The sequence below is a fragment of the Paenibacillus sp. oral taxon 786 str. D14 genome (assembly GCF_000159955.1).
Lineage (GTDB): Bacteria > Bacillota > Bacilli > Paenibacillales > Paenibacillaceae > Fontibacillus > Fontibacillus phoenicis.
In genome coordinates this window covers 262,079-283,656 of sequence record NZ_GG695974.1, presented here as the reverse complement: position 1 = coordinate 283,656, position 21,578 = coordinate 262,079, and the positions used below count along the sequence as shown (strand labels likewise).

Here is a 21,578-nt window from a genome sequence, read left to right as displayed (position 1 = left end):
CGTTATTGCGGCTTCATCGGCTAGATATCAGAAAATAACGACCAAAAAGGGCGTTATTCTCCGGATGCTGGTCGAAATTCCGCCATTTCGTCGCTCTCTCTGCAAAATAGCACCATAAAAGTCCCTTATTTCCTCGATTTCCAATGTGGAGTGGAAAATAAGGGACATTTTTACCGCTAAATAGGCAACGTAAAGAACCCCCAACCTCTATCGGCTGGGGTTTCGGTCGCGCACTACGCTTCGCAAATCCGGTACAGCACGCTGTCGAAGTCGCCACGCAGCGGGAGCTCGATGCCGATTTGCATCAGGCTGCGGCCGCTCCAGGTGCCGGGCAGCCCTTCGATCGCGTAGGCTTTGTCCGGCTCGAGGCCTTGCAGGCGCAAGCGAGGCAGGCGATCGCCCAACCGCTGCGAGTGCAGGAACGCCAGCAGCACGCTGTCCCCGCGGGCCTTATCCACGTATTGGACCGCCGTCACGCCCAGGTGGCTCAGCGCATCCAGCCGGTACTGATCGCCGAACTGCACCAGCGGACGGATCGCTTTGTATTGCCGGACGAACCCGGCGGCCTCCTCAAGCTCCGCGTCGCTCCAATGGTTCAGGTTCGCACCGATGCCCAGCGTCCCCATCATCGCACTGTGGAACCGGTACGGCAGCGACAGGACGCGGCGGTTCATCCCGGTAGGGGACTCCGTCACCCAGCAGGTCATCATCTTCGGCGCATACACATAGGAGAAGCCCTCCTGAATGCTCAGCCGGTCGAAGGCATCGGTATTATCGCTGGGCCAAGCCTGGTCGGCATAGCGGAAAATGCCGAGGTCGATGCGCGATCCCCCGCCCGCACAAGTCTCAAATTCCACGTGCGGGAAACGCCGGCGCAGCTCGGCCCAGATCTCATACAGGCTTTGCACGTGCCGAATCCAAATCTCCTTCTGGCGGTTCAGCGGATGATCCTTCATCCCCGGCTCCGTCACCGTCCGGTTCATGTCCCATTTAATGAACTTGATTTGATGCTGGCTAAGCAGATCGGTCATGAACTCCAGGATGTAGTTTTTGACCTCCGGCTTGGAGATGTTTAAGAGCAGCTGGTTGCGCAGCTCCGTCCGTCCCCGCGTCGGGAAATGGTACACCCAATCCGGATGACTCCGGTACAGGTCGCTGTCCGGGTTCACCGCCTCGGGCTCCACCCAGATTCCGAACTCCATGCCAAGCGCATGCACCCGATCGATCAGCTCGCCAAGCCCGTTCGGGAACTTCTCCCGGTTGACGACCCAGTCGCCCAACCCGGCCCGATCGTGGTTGCGCGCCCCAAACCAGCCGTCGTCAACGACGAACAGCTCAACGCCGAGCTTGGCCGCACGCTCCGCTAACGCCATTTGATCCTGGGCGTTCACATCGAAATACGTCGCTTCCCAGGAGTTGTACAGCACCTTGCGCGGCTCCCGGCTCGGCAGCACGTAATCGTGCTGATAGCGATGCAGCTTCCGGCTCATCCCGCCGAACCCGGCGGCGCTATAACCGCCGACAAACATCGGCGCGGCAAACGTCTCGCCGGGGCCAAGCAGCCACGTGCTATCGAAGTCGTGGATGCCGCCAGTGACGCGAACGTGACCAAACGCGGTTTGTTCGGCGACAATCTTCCAGTTACCGCTCCACGCCAGCGCCCCGAACCAGACGTCGCCGCGGTCCTCCGCCGCCGTCCCGTCATCGACGGCAAACCACGGATTGGCATGGCCGTCGGTGAAGCCGCGCCGCGATTCCAGGACCTTTTTGCCTTCGGATAAGAAAGTACGTCGCAGCTGGAACTCACCCGCCCACTTCCCGGTGACATGCGTAAACCGATAGTTCCGCAGCGCCGGCATCGTCCAGGCAGCCGATTGTGTCGTCTCCAGGAGCACCGGCTCGCTTCCCAAATTCACGAAGCTGGCGGACCGCTCCAGCACGTCGTGCTCGGCAATAGCCGCATAGCTCAAGCGAACCTCAAACGGATACACCTCATCTTGAAACGTCAGCGTTAGCGTATCTTTCCCATTTTGCTGATCGACCCGGCACCCGATATATTTCGGGCAAAAATCACGCACCCCATCCGGCCAAGTCACTTTCAGCGACGGCTCAACATACCCGACACCGCCCCAGAAGCTGTACTCCTCCGCTTCCCGTTCGATCTCCGCGTCGAAGGAGCTATGCCCCCGCGTCCCCAGCAGCGGCAATGCCTCTGCCGGATCGATCGGCGCTCCCCAATACAAATGCTGTAGCCGGCCCTTCTCATTCAGGCCAAACACGTAGGAGCTGCCGTTGGTTTGCAACGCAAATAATCGATTTTGTTCATCCACCCAAATTGCCATGTTCAGATCACCGTCCGCTGAGTTTAAATAGTTTCGCTTCCGCCGGTTTCAGGTCAACGACCAACTCACCTGCGGTTTCATGTTCCGTGCCTTCCCACAAATCATCAACCTTGTACAGCACCTTCGGATCGAGACCCGCACGCGCCAGAGATACCGTCTTTCGGGCTCCCCTCGTCCCGTCGAAGTTAAACACCGCCACATACAGCGCATTGCCGCCGGTTGTCTCTGAAGCGAGAGCTTCCAGCACGAATACATCGGCTGCCCGATCACCAAAGCCCCACTCCAACGGGCGGAAGGTTTGCCCCAAACGAGCGACGTCCATCACCGCGTGGTTGCCAAGCCATGCTTTGGCGCGTTCTGCCGCTCCTTCCTTGCGGAAGTCGTCGCCAAGCAGCAGCAGCGTTCCGGCGATGACCGACGCCGTCAGCCGGCTGCGCCCTTCGTGCCAGGCTGTCTCTTCCTGATTGAAGCTTTTGTACAGTACCGTATGGTCCGGGTCGTTAAATCGGTACAAGCGGTCATTCATCCACCAGCCATAAGTCAATGAATTCAGCAAATATTCCGTATCCCCGATCTGCCCAAATACATCGCAGGAAATGCGGCGGCTATGGGCAAAAGCGTACGGAAACAGCGGTGCAATTGACAGATTGATAAAAAACGGCCGTCCGACCGCCTCCGGCGACAGCTTCGACGCCAGATAAGATAAGCCGTGGCGGTAAGCAGCGATGCCGGTTGTGATCGAAGGGTCATAATGCTTCCCTTCCAGCGCCCCGTGCGCCATGAAGTCGAGCTTCACGTATTCGAAGCCTTCGCGAATGATCTTCTCCGTAAACCAATCGATCCGCTGCAGCGCCCCCGGATGCGTTGGATCAATCGCCAAACCGCCGGCAATGTCGGCTACGATCTCCCCTTCTGCATCGCGAAGCAGGATCTCGCCGTACGTATACTTGCCGTTTGTGCCCTCCACTTCCCGGCTGAATTGCTCCGGACTGCCCCAGAACGCAAACGGCGTCCAATACGTGCCCGGCTTGTGCCCGTTCTCCCGCACCCGGCGCAGCGCATCCGCCATCTCTTCCGCCGTCAGCCGGTCCCAGAAGGCGTCGAAGTTGATATAGAGCGTCTCCCCGCTCTCAAAGCCCAGCGGCTGCACCTCGCGTTTCAGAAAATCACTAGTTGACGTATACAACTCGTAATCCAGCGTACTCATCGCCGCCGACCAGCTGTTCCAGCCAAACGGCACGCCGCCTTCCCACTTCAGCGGCGGCTCCACCGCCGCGTTAGCACGGCCATATGCCTCCAGCCCCTCGCGGTAATCGTCGTAGTATCCCGCAAACACCAGCGGGGATTCGACCCGCGGCCCGTGCACATACCCGTGCGGCTGCGTATCCCGCGTCATCACGCCCGCTGCCCCGGCATACAGCTCGAACTCGTCCAGCTTGCCAGCCCGTTCGCTTCGGATGCGGATGCCCGTTTTCCAAACATCATGGGACACCGAGCCTGTAACGAAGCCCCGCCGGCTGCCCGGATAAAACAACGCTGCCGCTTCATAGCTTTCCGTCTCCCAAGGCAGCGGCTTCGCGATGTAACGCCCCCATTTATCGTTGTCGTAGGGGATGCGCAGGGCATGCAGTTGGTCCTCCCCGTTGCCATCGGCTTTTTCGAAATCCAGCTTGGCGGACTGCAGCACCGCAATGCGGTTTAGCTTCAGCCCCGCCTCCCCTGCCACAACGACCCGAATCAAGAAGAAAGGCTGCTGCTCATAAAGGTAAAAATACTGCTCCAACTTCGGTAACCCCGGTTTTTCATGACGAATCCCCACCTGCAGGCCATACCCAAAAGCATCGTTCAGCTCCTTCGGCTCCCCGATCACTTCATGGCGTTCATACTGACCGGTATGGTATTCCCTCCCCTGCCACCGATACGCGCTGCGAATCTCTTGCCAAACCAGCGCTTCGCGGCAGGTCCAGGCAAAGGTGCCGCCGGCCAGATCAAAGCTTAAGCGGCCAAGCCCGTTATCCAAATGCCTATGCGTATCTGATTCCGCCCAGAAGCGAACTTTTTCCGTGATAGGTCCGTTTATGGTCATTCAACTCCACCCCTTCTCCGCTTATTCGCCCCCATTATAAGGTCGAACCTTGCGGGGTTCTATGCAACGATGTTCCGATTGATAACGGGATATGCCTTTTTTGATTAGCAGCTTCGTTCAAAAAAACAAAGCGGCGGAGGACCTTCATCCCCCGCCGCTCGTGTCACGGCCGTCTTATTTCCACAATTCCATACGTTCTTGATACTTCTTGTTATACACTTCTTCCAGTTTCGATAAGCCTGCAGCCTCTACTTGCTTCATCATTGTGTTGTACAAGGTTACCACGTCTTGCTCGCTAGGAGCCAGGGCCATCTTCAGGAAGTACTCGTTAATCGTCTCGTTGACCTTCGTCTCCATAATCGCTTCCGGTGTACCGCCGTCCGGGCCAAGGCTGTCATAAGGCGCCGTATCAAACGACGTATCCGCGAGGTTCTTGATCGCCAGGTCCGTCGTCGGATCGCTCATCCCGCGGCCGATCAGGTCATACGGCGTGCCGTCGGAGCCTGGTCCGTTCTTGATCGTCCAGGTCCATTTGCGGATCCCGGTCGTGCGGGAAGCTTCCGCCCAATCCTTCTTGAAGGCGTCCAGCACTTCTTGACGCGGCACGTGCTTGCCGTCCTTCATGTCCCAATGCACGCCTTCCACGCCCCACATCATCAAATACTGCCCTTCCTCGCTGGCAAGGAAATCCAAGAACTTGATCGTACGGACCGGATCCTTGTTCGTCTTGGTGATGGAGATACCGTCCCAACCCAACGAGCTCTTCGGCCCATACGTCGTTTGGTCCGGTCCAATCCCCGGTGCCAGCACCTTATATTGATAGAACTGTCTTTCCTCCGCCTTAGCTGGGTCCGGAGCATCCGCCTTCAGCAAACCGTTCGCTCCGCCCACGTTCCAGCTGGCATCCGCCGTAGCAAATACGTTCCCCGCCGCCAGCTTCTGCTCATACTGCTTCGTCTTCATCGTCACCCACTCTTTGTCGAGCAGGCCTTGGCGATACAAGGAGTTCATGAATTTCATCATTTCCAAATACCGCGGATCGCGGATATCCTTCAGCAGCTTGCCGTCCTTCTCGTAATACGGCATAATGCCATACATTCCTTTGAACGTACCGGTAACTCCACTCATGTTGTCGCCATTTAACGTCATCGGAATGGTTTCCTTGCCGTCAATCGTTGGGTACTTCTCCTTAAACGCCTTTAACAGGTTCTCGAACTCTTCGGCTGTAAACGGCTCGCCGTTGTTCACCTTATCCCCAACGCCCAGCTCCTTCATCAAGTCCATCCGCATCAGGAAGCCAAACACCGGGTACTGCTCCAGGCCGTACCAGTTGGCCAGATAGTAGTTCTTCCCGTCCGCACTGCGCGTTTTCTTCAGCGTATCCCCGTACATTTTCTTGATGTTCGGTCCGTATTTCTCGATCAGATCGTCCAGCGGGATCACGGCTCCCGAGGAGATATACTTGTTCATGATGTCGCTTCCGCGGCTCATTAGCACGATGTCCGGCAAATCGTTACTTGCCAGCATCAGGTTCAGCTTCTCCGCTGGATTCCCGGTGGGCTGCTGGATTTCTACGGTCACGCCGGTTTTTTCTGTAATCGCTTTCGCCACAGGGTTCGTAAACGGATCCCCGGTGTTCTGGTCAAACAACGTCAACGTGATCGGCGACTTATCATCTGCCGCCTCTCCGTTTGTCCCTCCGTTCGCCGCAGGAGAATTTCCTCCCGCCGACGGGGCGTTCCCGGACCCGCAGCCAGCGAGCAGGGCAAGGATCATCATAGAGGATACCATGAATAGCAGCTTCTTCTTCATTTGCGTAAACCCCTCTCTTGTACATTTGCGCTTGGACCTCAAGCTCAACTCAATTGTAAAAAGCGCCCCCATGTATATCCATAACGCAATGTTACTATTCATAATGGAAAACGACTTTCATCGGCTCCCCTCAGTTTGAACCCCTGCTATAGCTCGTTATCACCCCGTATTCAGCCGCGTTTCCAGCTCGGACGCGTTCGGATTCAGCGGCAGGCGGATCGTCACATTCGTCCCGATGCCAAGCCGGCTGAAGATTTCCACCCCATATCGTTCCCCGTAAGCCAGTTTGATTCGGTCGTCGACATTTTTGATACCATAGCCGGATTGATTGCTTGATTTATTAAACGCCTCCTCCAGCCGCTGGCGGGTCATGCCCTGTCCGTCGTCGATAACCTGCAGCAACAGATCCTCTCCTTCCGCCTTGAGCTTGACGATAATGTTGATGCCGGTCTCACTCCAGATCGCGTGATGGATGCAGTTCTCGATAAATGGCTGCAATATCAACTTGATCACCGTCCGGTTAAACAACGACTCGTCCAAATCGTAGTGCATATGCAGCATCCCGCGGAACCGGATGGCCTGGATGGAAACGTAGTTTTTGACTAACTGGATTTCCTGTTCCAGCAACACCACCCGTTTGCCCTTGTTCAGCGAGATTCGATAATACTTCGATAAATGGTTAACCATCTGATAGACCTGCATGCTGCCTTCCTTCAAAGCCAGCGAGGAGATCGAGGACAACGTATTGTATAGAAAATGAGGATTGATCTGCGCCTGCAGCGTCGTCAGCTCCGAATCCTTTACGGCGATTTCCTTAACGTATACCTCATTAATCAGTTCCTGAATACGCGCCGCCATCTTCTGGAACGCGTACGACAGCTGCCCGATCTCATCGTTTCCCATCGGCATGCGTTGAACCTGGAAATTCCCCCGCTCCACCTTGCGAATTTGCTGCAGCAGCCCCTCAATCCGTTTCGTGATCACCTTCGCCGTCACGAAAATGAGCAGGGCGGCAACCGCGATCACAGTGACCGAAATCCAGACAATCCGTTTAGTCGCTTTATTCGTATTGGCGAGCAGTTCGTCATAAGGGACGGTAATTACCGTCGTCCATCCGTTGCGTAGCTTTTTGTAGGTAAAAAACAACTCCTGTCCGCCAATCCGCTTATCAAATTTCCCGCTGGACAACGTTAAATCCGCTTGAATGGGATAAAGGTCAAACAGCTGATTCCCCTTCATCGCCGCATCACCGGAGCTGATCACGCGGCCGGTCTCGTCGATGATGTAGACGCTCTTATTAACGTTCTCTTTTTCGATCAGGGAATAGATTTCCTTGTCGTCGATATTGATCGTTAGAATGCCGTAAGGGTGCGACAAGCTAAAGTAACTGAGCGAACGGGCCAGCGTGACATAGGACGTGCCGGTTTGCGGATCTTCGATATGGGTGTAAACCGGACTCCCGGCCGCATTCAGCGCTTGCTGCTTCACCGTTTCCGGCAGCTCCTCGGTATATCGGATGTACTGCTTATCGGAATACAACGTCTTGTTATCGATGTAAATGGTGATGCCCTGAATATTCGCGTTGGAAATCATCATGGAGGACATCGTCCGATTGATGTAGCGGAACGCATCGAGATAATAATAGGCCTGTTCGTAATCGTTGGACAAAAAGTTCCGCAGCTGCGCATCCATATACAAAATATTGGTCAGCTGCTCATAATACCCCAGCCGGTTTTCAAGGTTCGTATTGATCTGATTGAGCGTCCCGCTTAACGAAGCGTACGTCTGCTCCGTAATCGTGTTCCGCGTGGAGGTATAGGAATAATAAATCAGCACGGAGCACGGGATAAAAGACACGAGAAGGAAAATAATAAACAGCTTGTTGCGCAGCCGAAGATTGGCGAACCAATGATGCCTGAACAAGGACAACCGCCGAGCGATCGGGTTCATTCCTTCCGTCCCTTTAAAGATTTTTTCGATATTCATTTGGCGTGACTCCTTGGTTTTTCACGAATAAGGAAATGAAATAGGACGTGCTCTCGTAACCGATTTTCTGGGCGATATCCTGTACCTTCAGCGATGGATCCGCCAGCATCTCCTTCGCTTTCTCCAGGCGGATGCGAGTCAGATAGTCGTGAATCGTCATCCCGGTTTTGTCCCGGAAGATCGAGCGCAGATAGTTCGGCGACAAATACACTTGGCTGGACAAGCTTTGAATGGTGATCGGCTCATGATACGTATTATCGATGATCTGGCAGACCTGATGCACCAGCTTGGCGTTCTTGTCCGTGGCCCGCTCCATCAGCAGCTCCAAATAATGCGCTGCCGCCCGCCAAATCGCCGCTTCGATCTCCTGCAGCGTCTGACAATCGTAAACCGATTGATACAGGGCGGCACGTTTGACCGGTTCGGCCTGGCCGTTTAAGCTCGGACTGTGAATCTGTTCCTCCAAGCGGTCCAGCAGGTCGATCGCCCACTCGTACACAAGCGATTTATCGATCCGCAGCTGGCGAACGTTTATGAGATAATCATGCAACATCGCTTCCGCCTCTTCGCTGCGCAGCTGCTGCAGCGCCTCCAGCCACGCCTGCTCCGGGAAGGGCGGCAGCGTGCCGTAGCGGTATCCCGGTTTGACGTCACCTGCGACCAAAATCTGCCCCGGCCCAAGGAAAAAACGCTCGTCTCGCAAGCTGCGCACCCGTTCATACAGTTGGGCGATGCCGGCCGGTTCGACCGCTTCGTTGCCGATGGCGAGCGTGACTGACAGCCCCAACAATCCCCGGACCGTCTGCTGCAGCGTCCCCCACTGCTCTCGCGTCATGGCGGGCTGGCTTCCGCTTTCGGGTTCAGCCGCGATAAAGATCGCCAGCTCCCCTTCCTGCAGCACAGCAACCACCGCGTCCTTACGGACGGCGTGGAAATATTCCTCCGTCACCTCGGGCAGACGGGAGATCGCGGCTTCCAACGAACCCGCCTCCCCTGTGCCGTCGGGCTCTCCGCCGTTGATGCCGCTTGCGCTGCGGTCCGCGCTGCAAAGCGCCAGCGAATAGGAAGGGCCGGAGGCTCCTCCCCGTTCCAGCTTGCGAAGCTCGGCGGTGAGCTGCTCCTGCCGAACCGGTGATTTTTCGTGGAGTAGCTCTTTCAACAACTTGGCTTTCGTCATCTGAACCGATTTATATTTTAAACGTACCTCTTCGCACTTTTGCTTCACCCGCGCCATTACTCCGGAGATTTCCTCCAGATCCAGCGGCTTAAGCAAATAACCGACCGCTCCGACGTGCAAGGCTGATTTCACATAACTAAACTCGTCATGACCGGTCAGAAATACAATCTGCATCCAGTCATACTGCTCCCTGACCCACCTTGCCAACTCCAGGCCGTCCATGAAGGGCATCTGGACGTCTGTCAGCACAATGTCAGGCTGAATGGCTTGGATCTTCTCTTGGGCATCCTTCCCGTTGATGCCGACGCCGGCGACGTATATCCCCATCTCCTCCCAACGGATGAAGTCCCGCATCATCTCCAATTCCAATTGCTCGTCGTCCACCAGAAAAATGCTGTACATGCCGCAAGCCCCCTTCGGTTGTCTTTCTATGCCTGATCACCGTCCTGGGAGGACGGTCCTTTCAACTTACGACTTCCTGCGTCCACTTTAATTATAGCGCTTACATCTTCGGGAGCTGAATCCTCCTTTCGCATGAAAGTTATTTTCAAGCATGATTCGATGTTTTGCTTTATCGACACGGATTTTTCGGGGGTCTTATAATTTTTTTAAGCCATAGGCTGGACGTCCTGACTTGAACTTGAACTAGAAAACCAATGCGAGGTGCCGCTATGCAAACCGACTTGAAGCTACGTGAAGGCACGGACCTGAACCTCCCGCGCCGGAAAGTTTGGCCCGTCTTCAAACAACAAAAATACCTGTTCCTCTTGATGCTGCCGGCGCTCATCTGGGCGATCCTGTTCGCCTATGCTCCAATGGCCGGATTGTATATGTCGTTCGTGAACTACCAGCCCACGCTCGGCCGTTTCTGGTACAGTCTGTTCCACAGCGAATTCGTGGGATTGCAGTGGTTTCGTTATTTTTTTAATAACGGCGATTTCCTGATCATCCTGCGCAACACGTTGGCTTCGACGTTGATTACACTCCTGTTCTCGTTTCCGATGCCAATCCTGATCGCGCTGGCCATTAACGAAATCAAAAACGTCCAATTCAAAAAAATCGTGCAAACGTCCTCCTATTTGCCGTATTTCATCTCCTGGGTTATCGCGGCCAACATTATCGTTACGCTGCTGTCCTCGGATGGTGCGGTGAACGCGTTGCTGAAGTTTCTCCATATTACCAATGAGAGCATCCTGTTCCTGCAAAACGGCAAGTACTTCTGGTGGATTGTCGCCTTGGGCAATACGTGGAAGGATATGGGCTACAGCTCGATCATGTATTTGGCGGCGATCTCTTCCATCAACCCGGAATTGTACGAAGCGGCCAAGGTGGATGGGGCCAACCGGTTTAAGCAAATCCGTTATATCACGTTCCCGCATCTAAAGCCGACGATCGTCATCCTGCTGATTCTGGCCATGGGCGGCATTCTGAACGCCGGGTTCGACCAGCACTTCCTGCTCGGGAACGATTTGACGAAGGATTACTCCGACGTGCTCTCAACCTACTCGTTCCGCTACGGGATCCAGAACGGGATGTTCTCTTACGCTTCCGCTGTCGGCATGTTCAGCTCGGTGGTCGCCTTTATCATCGTGGTGATCGTCAACCAAATCGCGAAAAAAATCAACGGCCAGTCCTTATTCTAAACCTGGCATGGAGGGAACTGCATGAAAAATCAAAAAACGATGACCGAGCATCTGTTTGATGCGGCCTTGTACCTGTTCCTGACGTGCATCTTTCTCGTCACGTTTTATCCGTTCTGGAACATCCTGATCATCTCGCTGAACGATGCGACGGACTCGCTGCGCGGCAACCTGTATTTCTGGCCGCGAGAGTTTACGACAGCCAGCTATATTACCATCTTCCGCAACCCGGAAATCTGGAGTGCGCTGCAGGTGACGGCGCTGCGGACAGTGATCGGGACCGCGGTGTCGATTATCTGTATCTCCATGCTGGCTTACTCCTTAAGCAAACGGTATTTGCTCGGCTGGAAGTATTTTTCGTTCTTCTTTGTGTTTACGATGTATTTCGGGGGCGGCTTGATTCCAACGTATATGGTGATCAAGGCGTTGGGGTTAATTGACTCGTTCTGGGTGTTTATTTTCCCGGGGCTGATCGGAGTGTTTCTGATGATCCTCGTTCGCACCTTCATCGAGCAGTTGCCCGGCGAAATCGAGGAATCGGCCAAAATCGACGGCGCCAACGATTTGCAGGTTTTCGTCCGCATCGTTCTTCCGCTGTGTGTACCGGTGCTGGCGACGATTGGCTTGTTCCTGGCCATCGGCCACTGGAATGCTTGGTACGATTCCTATATTTACACGTATAAACCGGAGCTTAAGACGCTGCAGGCCGTTCTGGTCAAGATCCTTAACCAATTCCAGACCGGCGCGATGATGACCGATGCCCAGCAGCTGGCGCAAAACGCCAAGCGCATCCCGGTCTCCAGCGAAAGCATTCGGATGGCGGTCACGATGGTGGCGACGCTGCCGATCATCATGGTGTACCCGTTCGTGCAAAAATATTTCGTCAAAGGGATCATGATGGGCGCGATCAAAAGCTAACAATTAAGAAACCCGTCGCGGCGATTGCCGGACGGGTTCTGTGTTTGTGGTTGGCTCTTGTTTAGGCTGATCTGGGCTTAGCCAAGGGCGTGCTCCTGCCGGATCAATTCCAGTAAAGCGCGGCAGCCCTGCTGCACCAGGCCGTAGACCTCTTCGAAATTCCCGGTGTAATACGGATCGGGAACTTCCTTTAGCTGCGATTCCGGCACCAGATCCAAGAGTTTCACGATCCGGGCATTGGTCTTGCGGGCCAACGCCTTCAAATCACGTTCGTTCTGGTTATCCATCGCAATGATATAGTCAAACTTGGCAAAATCGTCCTGCGCCACCTGCCGCGCTTTCAGCCCTTCATAGGAAATGCCGTACTGATCCAAAATGCGGCGCGTGCCGTGATGCGGCGGATTGCCTGTATGCCAGTTGCCGGTTCCCGCCGAATCGATCACAAACCGTTCGCTGAATCCAGCTTCGTTCACCAGATGCCGAAAGACGGCTTCCGCCATGGGCGAACGGCAAATGTTCCCCAGGCATACAAACAACACTCCCACTTTGCGCTTCTCGTTTTCCATGGTTCTCCTTCTTCCTTCCTGTCACCTATCTGCTCAACACTCTCTCTTAGCAGATAGTACTATAGGTTAAGCCGGAGAACAACCATAGCTCAGTCGAAGCTTCAGCCTTTGCGCACCACCGGAATCCAGATTTCACTTCGATAGTTGGGCAGGGAGGTGTCCGGGCTCTCGTTCCATAGGAGCTCCGGTCCTTCGGCCAGCTCGTAATGAGCGGACGGGAACCACTCGGAATAAATCCGTCCCCAAACGTTCTGCAGCGCATCCGGGAATGGGCCGACGGCAGTGAACACCGCCCATGTCGAAGCGGCCACCGCAAGCGATGCATAGCCGTCCGGGCAAACCTGCGTTGTCGCCACGCCAAGATAATGGTCCAGCTCCCCCTGCTCCTCCATGCGCCCTTCCGAGAAATTAATCGACGCGCTGATGATCCCGGCCGGTTCGAGATTGGACAACCCCTTCAGCTGAGCGATCTTCTCCGGGGTTAACTGCTGCGCCATTTCTGCGATATGCGGATTTACTCCGTGAAATTGAATCGGTACCCGAAAGCAGCCAGCGTTAATCGGCGGCGGCGGATGTATTCCGTCAGCGAAATCCCGGCCAGGAACGAAAACATCCGTTTAAAATGGTACTCCGAACAAACGGCGATCCGGGCGACTTCCCCATAATCGATCTCCTCCGTCAAATTCCGCTCGATGTAGTTTAGCGCTTCGTTCATATTTTTTAGCACATCCATCGTTTGCACCTCCTCTGGTTCCCATCATACTAGGAGTTCTCCTGCCCCTTCCGACTTTCCGCGCACCAACTTTGCAGGGAGTCTGGACTGGCCGGCGAAATGAGTTTGGTATCAGTATATCGGATCAGGGAGTAGTCACCAAATAAGAAAAACGCCTGTCGACGTACATTCAAAGTAGACAGACCGCGTTTAGCGGAAGTTTTTCTTGCGATATCAGGATGCCAATCCCCGTAGTTTATACTTTCTGATATCTTCAAAAAACAGGGGAAAGGCCCCACGGCCTTCCCCCTCTGCTTTTCCGTATGACTTATGGCGTTTCCCCTGTCAAACTTTCGACCGTTGGGCCCAGCTCCTCGTCCACCCAATCTGCGGATGTATATAACGTGAAGATCAGGTCCCGATTCGTTTCCGCGGACCAGGTTAACCCTCCGTCCGTGGACAGCTTGGCTTCCCCGCCCGCATAAGGGTTCTCGTCGCTGTAGGCAAATCCGTAGTTGTTGTCCTTACTTGGCGTATAGTCCGAACCGGGCGATTTTAGGATCAAACCATAGGTTTTGCTCGTATCCAGTCCCTTTAACTGTGGGTAAATCGAATAAGGCGAGATCGAGCCCGGGATGTTGTACGCCGGAAGCGAAGCCGTAAACAGCTTCTCCGCCGGTTGACCCTGTTGGTCCAACACGACCAGCTCGAAATAATAAGCGTCCTTTGGCACCTCATTCCGATAGCTCTCGTAAATGTAAACATCCAGTTTAGGCAAATCCGTATGCTCTAACGTGAAGGTCTGCATCCGCTGAATTCCCGCCCGAACGTCGGAGTAATAATCATACCGGATATCACTGTCGTCCTGATCGATGCGGCTGCCGCTCACCCCAGGAACATAGTAGGCTTCCAGTTCGTAGATCGAAGGCACCCCGTAGTTCGTATTCAGGTAAAGTCTCAGCTTGGTGGTGGTAACCTCTGGGAACGTCAGCGTCCGGTTATCGCCTAGCGTAAATCCTTTTGTAATGTTCCGGTAAGCCGAACCGTCCCAATATTGGAGCGTATAGTTGGCCGTTTTGAAATACGGATCCCGGAACTCCTTCACGACAACCTGATTGACCTTCGTTGCTGTGCCAAAATCAACAATTTCCGCCCATTGGTCGTTCAGCTGCCCATCCGCAGCGTTCCAGCGCGTTGTAAGATCGCCGTCGGTCAGCTTATCGGCCTCGTAGCCGGGATCGCCCCAGGTCGAGGAGACGTTGACTGGCTTGCCTAACGCCAAATTCGTTGGCAGCGGGTCCGCAGGCTCCGTTTTTCCCGAACCCGCGATTTGAATAACGGCCGAGCCCTTCGCTTCCAGCGAGTACGTTAACGTGCCCTGCACCGTGCCCAGCGACCGCCCGCTGTACAGCTCGGTCAGCCGGTATTTTTTGTTGGGTTTGAGGCCGAGATCAACCAAATCAACCTGGATGTCCTGCGCCTGGTTGGTCCAATTGGATAACCCGACCACGCGGTTGTCCTTCCCTTCCGACAGCACGGTGACCGCAGGGGAATGCGCCTCATGATGGTAAAAATCGGTCATCTGCAGCGGTTTGGCGGCCTGCCCTTTTTTCACCAGATCCAGCAGTTCCTCGTTATGCAGCCAAGCCAACCGATCCTCGTCGATAAAAGGCAGATTGTCGCCGATCAGATAATGCCCTCCGCCCAGCGTCACCGCCGTGTTTAGCAGCTTCGCGTCCTGCTGGCTGAACTTGTACCAGAACCCTTGGATCACGTACTGCGGAATGATCATATCCGGATCGTTGTATTCGTAGAGCGTTCCGTTCGTCCACCAGGAAGCCGCAGTATTAAACGCCTGCCGCTCAATGCCGGAGTAGCTCGCTACGCCAAGCGACGTGTCGCAAGCCGTCCGACGGCCATGGGCAAACGCAGCCGGCAGCAGCGGGGCAATCGACTCGTTGATGTAAATCGGGCGGTCCGCCGCCAGTACGGCGTCGCGAATAATGCCCATCCCGATTCGGTAGTTTTGCATTCCGTTCACCGAAGGATCGTAATGTTGTCCCTCGTACATCCCCATATCGATAAAATCCAGCTTAATGTAATCGTAGCCCCAGCGGATATAATCGTCGATATTCCGCTTCACAATCTGCTGAGCTACCGGATGGCTGAGGTCCAGCGCGTACGTGTTCAGATAGGTTTTGATCAAGTTCCCCTGCTCGTCCTTCAGGCAGATGTCACGATGGGTTAATCCCGTCCCCTCGATCGGCAGGTCGATCCACTCCTCATAAATCGTAAACGGCGTCGAATATCCGCCCGCTTTCAGCCCTTTGGCATGCACATAGTTGATGAACTTGGTGATCGATTGTTCAAAAGGCAGGCCGCTTTCCGGTTGAAAACCGCCGTCCAGATTAAAATAATTATATCCCAGCGGCTTCAAATGCTCTGCCACGTAGTCGACCATCGCATACATAGCCTCCGCGGTGGCATAACGGTCATGCGAGTAGAACGTATTGTAACCCATCGGTACGTCGCCGTCCCACTCCATATGAGGCTCTCCGAGGTTATAAACGGTGCCGTATTCCTCAAGGCCATGTTGATAATCGTCGTAATACCCGAGGAAAAACAGATCCGAAGACACCGTCGTACCGCTATGACTCCCACCCCAGTTATACAGGGAAAATGCGGTCAGCGGCCCGTTAGGAAGCTCCGCTTCGCCGAGCTTTTGGCTGCTTTTCCAATTCTGGACGGTCGCCGCCCCGCCAACAAAGCCGTGCTTGTTCTCGTTGTCAAACACCGCTGCAACCCAATGGCTGATCCCGTTGAAGTCGTCCCAGGTCAGCTGCTCGCCAGCAAAACGGTCGGCTCCGTTTTGGCTTTTCCCGAAATCGTCCACCGGCGCAACCCCGAAATCGAAGTTGTTGGAATACGGCGTCGTAAAAATTTTCTTCGCATTGCCCGCCCCGATCTCGATCCGCTGTGCGGCAATTGGGGTCAGCTCCTCCACGTTTAGACCGTCCGCCCGCTGCATCTGCATGTCGGTCAACACGTACGAAACCTTCGGGTACAAGTAAAAGTTCAAATCGATTTGCTCACCGCTTGCCAGCTGGCTGTGAATCGTCAGCTTGCGGCCGTTTTTGCCGTACTTGTCCGGTTTCAGCTTGCTCCACTCCGCCGTGCTTTCCACCGCCTCCTGGGTTGAACGCGTTTCGCCGCCTTTCTCGCGAAAGCTTGACTCGAACTGCTGCACGACCGATTGTCCGTTCCACGACAAGCTGCCGATTCCTTCCGCTAAATCGTAAACCAGCGAAACCCTTCCGTTTGACGCCTGCACGATGTTGCCGTTTCGGGCATAAGCCCCGGCTTCTTCCTCCGCCTGTACGGCTTGCGCGGATCCCAAGGGTCCGGAGAAAGCCAATGCACCGACGAACAGCAGGATGAATGCGTGCGCCATTTTCCTTGTCCGTAAACGTCTTCTCACCTTTACGCCTCCTTCAATCGTGAAATGGTGGAACTTCGGTTTGCGATGCCAGAACTGGATGTTTTTTCTACCCCCATTCTAAAAACCCCCCTGTCCCGCAGCTATACCGCAATGTAATGATTCATGCAGGAAAACGCCTTACATCCAAGGTGAGCATAAAAAAGGCCCGCCCCCTGCGCATCAAAGCGCGGAGAGCGGGCGGTTAAGTTCAGTTGGATTCAACACGGAGCAGATTACCGCGTGCAGGCGCGGTACGCGGTCGGCGAAATCCCGGCATGACTTTTAAACTGGCGGGAGAAATGCGCCAGCTGCATGCCCAACCGGTCGGCGATGTCCGCGATGCTGTCGTCCGTATAGGTCAACAGCCGTTTGGCCTCCTCCATCCGTTTGCGCTGCACGTAATGCATCGGGGTGACTCCCATGATTTTTTTAAAATAGGGAATAAAATAGTTCGGATGCAAATGCACCAGGTCGGCCAACGTCTCGATTTCGATCGGCTCGTGCAGATGCTCCTGGATATATCTCAACACGCCGTTCAGCTTGTTCCGTTCCGTAAACTGCATATAGTCCTTCAAATAATCGTGGTAGCCGCCTTCCTCCAGACAGCAGGCCAGCAGATTCAGCAGACAAGCCTGCATGCGTAACCCGGCAAAGGGTCCCCCGGACTGAAACTGACGGATCAGCTCCTCGAAGGTCGCTCGGACGTCCTCGGGATTGCCGGCATCGCTGATGTACAGCTTGCTCCTCGCATGAAACAGCGGCCATTCCCCCACCTGAGCGTCGAAATGGCAGAAATACCGGGTATAGGGATTTTCCGGATTCGTAAACGTCGTTTGACTGCTCCCCGCCGGCATGATCATCAGCTGACCCGGCTGGGGATAATACGTCTCCCCGTTGATGATGACCGCCCCTTCCCCCTCCGCGATAAAATACAGCCGATTAAAGCTGGGGGCCAGCTCCGTCCGGTTCCATCCGGGAAAGCCGCTTCTCAGCTGTGCATGCGTCACGGTGACGGTTAAGCTCTCGGGCAAACGCCCGGCAAGTTGGTCCATCTCATTCATCGGCTTCTTCACCCTTCCCTATGTCTCGCTGTAAACCTTTTCATACCGAAGGATTCTTATCCCATTGTATCAGTCTTATTTATCGAATACACCTTAATTTTGTGCAAAACCGTCTTAATTCGTGCCATTCTCAACCCTTCCGATTCAAGCTAAGCTAAGAGCGACAGGACTATATAGAAGCTGACAGGACGTTCATATCAATTATGGTACTACTTATATAGGAGGCAGGGAGCGATTATATGGACAAAGTACGTTTCGCCATCATCGGGATTGGCAATATGGGAACGTCACACGCATTAAACCTCAGCAGCGGCGAGATCCGGGGCGCGAAGCTGACCGCCGTATGCGACACGAACCCCGACCGCTTGAAGTGGGCGAAGGAGCATCTGCCGGAGACGGTGCTGACTTTTGATACCCCGGAAGCGTTGTTTGCTTCGGGCGCGATGGATGCGGTGCTGGTCGCCACGCCGCACTATGATCATCCGACGCTGGCGGTGCAAGCTTTTGAGAGCGGTTACCATGTGCTGGTAGAGAAGCCAGCCGGCGTGTTCACCAAAGCGGTTCGCGAGATGAATGAAGCGGCGGCGAAGTCCGGGAAGCAGTTCGGCATCATGTACAATCAGCGGACGAATCCGCTGTACGCCAAGCTGCGCGACCTTGTGTTGTCCGGGGAGCTGGGGAGGATCCGCCGCACGAATTGGATCATCACGAACTGGTACCGCTCGCAAAGCTACTACGACTCCGGCGGTTGGCGCGCCACTTGGGCCGGAGAAGGCGGCGGCGTGCTGCTGAACCAGGACCCGCACCAGCTCGACCTATGGCAGTGGACGACCGGGATGATGACCAAGCGGGTGCGCGCGTTTTGCCACTTTGGCAAATACCGCAACATCGAGGTCGAGGACGACGTGACCGCCTACGTGGAATACGAAAACGGCGCCACCGGGCTGTTCGTCACCACGACTGGCGAAGCGCCGGGCACGAACCGTTTCGAGTTGACCGGCGACAACGGCAAAATCGTCGTGGAAGACGGCAAGCTCACGTTCTGGCGGCTGCGCGTGCCCGAGCCGAAGTTTAACGCGGAGTATACCGGTGGCTTTGGACAGCCGGAATGCTGGAGATGCGAAATCCCGGTGAGCGGCGGCGACGGCCCGCAGCATAAAGGGATTTTGCAAAACTTCACGAACGCGTTGCTGCACGGCGAGAAGCTGCTCGCCCCCGGCGAGGAAGGCATCCTCGGCCTGACGCTCTCCAACGCCATGCACCTGTCCGCCTGGACCGACGACTGGGTGGAACTGCCGCTGAACGAGGAGCTGTTCTATGCCAAGCTGCAGGAGAAGATCCGCACCTCCTCGTTCCGCAAGGAAGCCGGCAGCGGCAAGGTGCTGGACGTGTCGGGTACGCATTAAAGCGGTGCGGGAGCGCGATGGGCGTGACGGGTGCGCATTAAAGCGGCACAGGAGCGTCATGGGACGTGGCTGGCACGCACTCTGCGGCACAGAAGCGCCATGGGACGTGGCCGGCACGCACTCTAGCGGCGGGTGACCTGCCCACAGGCTGCCTTCCGAGCAAATAGCGGACTTTTTTTCCTCTATTTGCTCCAAATCAGCCCGTTGAGCCGAAATAAGGGGAAATTTGGGCCTTATTTTCCGGAAACACGCAAGTTTGGCCCGTTTCGCACGCTTCCCATTCAAAATAAGGACAAAAAAGTCCCTTATTTCTCCGTATCCGCTCAAACCTTGCAAAATAAGGCCATTTTTTACCTTTATTGAAAATTGAGCCGTTAGTCTAGCACACGAGTAAGCATTAAGGATTTCAAAGAGGAGCGATAGCCCATGAAATTGTCCGTATTTACCGTATCCACCCCGGATTTGACGCCGGAGGAGTTGGTGCAGGCCGCTCGCGAAGCCGGGCTCCACGGCGTGGAGTGGCGTTTCAAGGAAGTTCCCGCCGAAGTCGCTGGTGAAAAGCCATCGTACTGGCGCAACAATCTGTGCTCGATCGACCCGTCTTCCTCTGAAGAGCAGCTGCTCCGCTTCAAACGCATCACCGAAGCCGAAGGGCTTGAGGTCGCCAGCATCACGCCTTATTTGAACTCGCTGGATCTGGAGGAAACGGAGCACGTATTCTCCGTCGCCCGCCTGCTCGGCGCCAAAATGATCCGCGTCGGCGCGGCCGGATATGACGGCACCACCCCCTATCCTGAGCTGTACGACAAAACGGTGCGCTATCTGAAGGAAGCAGAGCGCCTGGCCAAGCAATACGGCGTCAAAGGGGTCGTGGAAACGCATCATCTGACGATCGCGCCCAGCGCCAGCCTGGCCCATCGGCTCGTCAGCCACTGCGATCCCGATCAGATCGGCGTCCTGTACGATCCGGGCAACATGGTGCACGAAGGGTATGAGCAATTCAAAATGGGACTTGAGCTGCTGGGCCCCTATCTCGCACATGTCCACGTCAAAAACGCCGCCTGGTCGCAGACCGGTACGCGCGAGGACGGCACCGCAGCCTGGCGCTGCGAGTGGTCGCCTCTGGCGGACGGCGTGATCGATTACAGCCGCCTGCTCCGGGACCTGAAATCCGTCGGCTACGACGGCTACCTGGGGATCGAGGATTTCAGCGGCCACTACGGCTCGAAAGAAATGCTCCGCCAATTTGCCGAATTTATCCACGAAAGGATGTAAGGCGATACGATGGATGCACAACAACAGAAGCCCTCTTTTCAAGCGAAGGACGGAATGAACTATGCGCCGAAGGGACGTCCCCATGCCGTCGTGAAACCCGGCGAATTTATATTTGCTGCGGTGCACCTCGACCACGGGCATATTTACGGCATGACCGGCGGCCTGGTCGAAGCCGGAGCGACCTTGAAGTGGGTATATGATCCCGACCCGGCCAAAGTCCAGGCGTTCGTGGAGCAGTACCCGCAAGCCGCCCGGGCAGACAGCCTGGATCAAGTGCTCTCCGACCCCGAGGTGCGGCTCGTCGCTGCAGCGGCGGTGCCGTCGGAGCGCGGTCCGCTGGGGCTTAGGGTGATGGACGCCGGGAAGGATTATTTTACCGACAAGACGCCGTTCACCCGTCTGGACCAGCTGGAAGCTGCGCGTCAGAAGGTACTCGAAACCGGACGCAAATATATGGTCTATTACAGCGAACGCCTGCACGTGGAATCCGCCGTGTATGCCGGTCAGCTCGTTCAGCAAGGGGCGATCGGGCGCGTGCTGCAGGTGACCGAGTTTGGTCCGCACCGGCTGAATGCGGGTTCCCGGCCGGAGTGGTTTTTTCAGAAGGAAAAATACGGCGGTATTCTCTGCGACATCGGCAGTCATCAAATCGAGCAGTTTCTGTTCTATACTGGGTGCAAGGATGCCCAAGTGCTGCACAGCAAGGTAGCCAACTATCATCATCCCGAATACCCCGAGCTGGAGGACTTCGGCGACGCGACGTTGGTTGGAGATAACGGGGCGACGCAATATTTCCGCGTGGACTGGTTTACGCCGGACGGACTCAGCACCTGGGGAGACGGACGGACGTTCATTTTGGGCACCGAAGGGTATATTGAGCTGCGCAAATACGTCGACCTCGCCCGGGATGCGGAGGGCGACCATGTCTACCTGGTGAATCAGGACGGGGAGCAGCATTTTGCCGTACGCGGGCAGGTGGGCTATCCGTTCTTTGGCGAGCTGATTCTGGATTGCCTGAACCGCACGGAAAACGCCATGACCCAGGAGCACGCCTTCAAAGCCGCAGAGCTGTGTCTAAAAGCTCAGCAGCAGGCACTTCGCGTCACCCCAACTTACTAG

General features: G+C 55.5%; 13 protein-coding genes and 1 pseudogene. 5 read left to right on the top strand and 9 right to left on the bottom strand.

Going from position 1 to position 21,578, the window contains the following annotated elements; all coding sequences use genetic code 11:
* Positions 1-233 precede the first annotated feature (233 nt).
* The 5 genes from POTG_RS09825 to POTG_RS09805 form a co-directional block, all read right to left on the bottom strand.
* Positions 234-2,342, bottom strand: coding sequence for an alpha-galactosidase (locus POTG_RS09825; protein WP_036644922.1), 2,109 nt, complete (start codon positions 2,340-2,342; stop codon positions 234-236).
* A 7-nt stretch (positions 2,343-2,349) separates the two neighbouring features.
* On the bottom strand, positions 2,350-4,428 hold the full coding sequence (locus POTG_RS09820) for an alpha-galactosidase (protein WP_009224683.1): 2,079 nt from the start codon (positions 4,426-4,428) through the stop codon (positions 2,350-2,352).
* 174 nt (positions 4,429-4,602) lie between these two features.
* Positions 4,603-6,240 (bottom strand): ABC transporter substrate-binding protein, encoded by a 1,638-nt coding sequence (locus POTG_RS09815; protein ID WP_036644921.1) that lies wholly within the window; start codon positions 6,238-6,240, stop codon positions 4,603-4,605.
* 159 nt (positions 6,241-6,399) lie between these two features.
* A complete protein-coding gene (locus POTG_RS09810; protein WP_009224681.1) occupies positions 6,400-8,226 on the bottom strand; it encodes a sensor histidine kinase in 1,827 nt (608 codons plus the stop codon).
* Positions 8,204-9,805 carry a response regulator transcription factor gene (locus tag POTG_RS09805; RefSeq protein ID WP_009224680.1) on the bottom strand — a complete coding sequence of 534 codons (1,602 nt, stop codon included), beginning with the start codon at positions 9,803-9,805 and terminating at the stop codon, positions 8,204-8,206. The genes POTG_RS09810 and POTG_RS09805 overlap by 23 nt, the downstream gene beginning before the upstream one ends.
* 269 nt (positions 9,806-10,074) lie before the next feature.
* Between POTG_RS09805 and POTG_RS09800 the strand changes: the two genes are divergently transcribed.
* Positions 10,075-11,046: an ABC transporter permease gene (locus tag POTG_RS09800; protein WP_009224679.1), complete on the top strand. Its 972-nt coding sequence runs from the start codon at positions 10,075-10,077 to the stop codon at positions 11,044-11,046.
* 21 nt (positions 11,047-11,067) lie between these two features.
* A complete protein-coding gene (locus POTG_RS09795) occupies positions 11,068-11,961 on the top strand; it encodes a carbohydrate ABC transporter permease (RefSeq protein ID WP_009224678.1) in 894 nt (297 codons plus the stop codon).
* A 77-nt stretch (positions 11,962-12,038) separates the two neighbouring features.
* On the opposite strand, the gene POTG_RS09790 is transcribed toward POTG_RS09795, so the two are convergent.
* The 4 genes and pseudogenes from POTG_RS09790 to POTG_RS09775 form a co-directional block, all read right to left on the bottom strand.
* Positions 12,039-12,527 carry a low molecular weight protein-tyrosine-phosphatase gene (locus POTG_RS09790; protein ID WP_009224677.1) on the bottom strand — a complete coding sequence of 163 codons (489 nt, stop codon included), beginning with the start codon at positions 12,525-12,527 and terminating at the stop codon, positions 12,039-12,041.
* Positions 12,528-12,628: 101 nt separating this feature from the next.
* A pseudogene (locus tag POTG_RS09785) lies at positions 12,629-13,260 on the bottom strand (GyrI-like domain-containing protein).
* 307 nt (positions 13,261-13,567) lie between these two features.
* A complete protein-coding gene (locus POTG_RS09780) occupies positions 13,568-16,717 on the bottom strand; it encodes a discoidin domain-containing protein (protein ID WP_009224675.1) in 3,150 nt (1,049 codons plus the stop codon).
* A 233-nt stretch (positions 16,718-16,950) separates the two neighbouring features.
* A complete protein-coding gene (locus POTG_RS09775) occupies positions 16,951-17,778 on the bottom strand; it encodes an AraC family transcriptional regulator (RefSeq protein WP_036644920.1) in 828 nt (275 codons plus the stop codon).
* A 239-nt stretch (positions 17,779-18,017) separates the two neighbouring features.
* Here POTG_RS09775 and POTG_RS09770 point away from each other — a divergent pair, with 239 nt between their 5' ends.
* The 3 genes from POTG_RS09770 to POTG_RS09760 all read left to right on the top strand — a co-directional run bounded on the left by POTG_RS09770 (position 18,018) and on the right by POTG_RS09760 (position 21,578).
* Positions 18,018-19,184, top strand: coding sequence for a Gfo/Idh/MocA family protein (locus POTG_RS09770; protein WP_009224673.1), 1,167 nt, complete (start codon positions 18,018-18,020; stop codon positions 19,182-19,184).
* Positions 19,185-19,610: 426 nt separating this feature from the next.
* Entirely contained in the window at positions 19,611-20,459 is an 849-nt protein-coding gene (locus POTG_RS09765) for a sugar phosphate isomerase/epimerase family protein (RefSeq protein WP_009224672.1), read from the top strand.
* A 9-nt stretch (positions 20,460-20,468) separates the two neighbouring features.
* Entirely contained in the window at positions 20,469-21,578 is a 1,110-nt protein-coding gene (locus POTG_RS09760; protein ID WP_009224671.1) for a Gfo/Idh/MocA family protein, read from the top strand.

What these genes read in the sequence shown, in the direction of transcription:
- POTG_RS09825 (WP_036644922.1), bottom strand. Translation starts at nt 2,342, where the DNA reads ATGGCAATTTGGGTGGATGAACAAAATCGATTATTTGCGTTGCAAACC.
- POTG_RS09820 (WP_009224683.1), bottom strand. Translation starts at nt 4,428, where the DNA reads ATGACCATAAACGGACCTATCACGGAAAAAGTTCGCTTCTGGGCGGAA.
- POTG_RS09815 (WP_036644921.1), bottom strand. Translation starts at nt 6,240, where the DNA reads ATGAAGAAGAAGCTGCTATTCATGGTATCCTCTATGATGATCCTTGCC.
- POTG_RS09810 (WP_009224681.1), bottom strand. Translation starts at nt 8,226, where the DNA reads ATGAATATCGAAAAAATCTTTAAAGGGACGGAAGGAATGAACCCGATC.
- POTG_RS09805 (WP_009224680.1), bottom strand. Translation starts at nt 9,805, where the DNA reads ATGTACAGCATTTTTCTGGTGGACGACGAGCAATTGGAATTGGAGATG.
- POTG_RS09800 (WP_009224679.1), top strand. Translation starts at nt 10,075, where the DNA reads ATGCAAACCGACTTGAAGCTACGTGAAGGCACGGACCTGAACCTCCCG.
- POTG_RS09795 (WP_009224678.1), top strand. Translation starts at nt 11,068, where the DNA reads ATGAAAAATCAAAAAACGATGACCGAGCATCTGTTTGATGCGGCCTTG.
- POTG_RS09790 (WP_009224677.1), bottom strand. Translation starts at nt 12,527, where the DNA reads ATGGAAAACGAGAAGCGCAAAGTGGGAGTGTTGTTTGTATGCCTGGGG.
- POTG_RS09775 (WP_036644920.1), bottom strand. Translation starts at nt 17,778, where the DNA reads ATGAATGAGATGGACCAACTTGCCGGGCGTTTGCCCGAGAGCTTAACC.
- POTG_RS09770 (WP_009224673.1), top strand. Translation starts at nt 18,018, where the DNA reads ATGGACAAAGTACGTTTCGCCATCATCGGGATTGGCAATATGGGAACG.
- POTG_RS09765 (WP_009224672.1), top strand. Translation starts at nt 19,611, where the DNA reads ATGAAATTGTCCGTATTTACCGTATCCACCCCGGATTTGACGCCGGAG.
- POTG_RS09760 (WP_009224671.1), top strand. Translation starts at nt 20,469, where the DNA reads ATGGATGCACAACAACAGAAGCCCTCTTTTCAAGCGAAGGACGGAATG.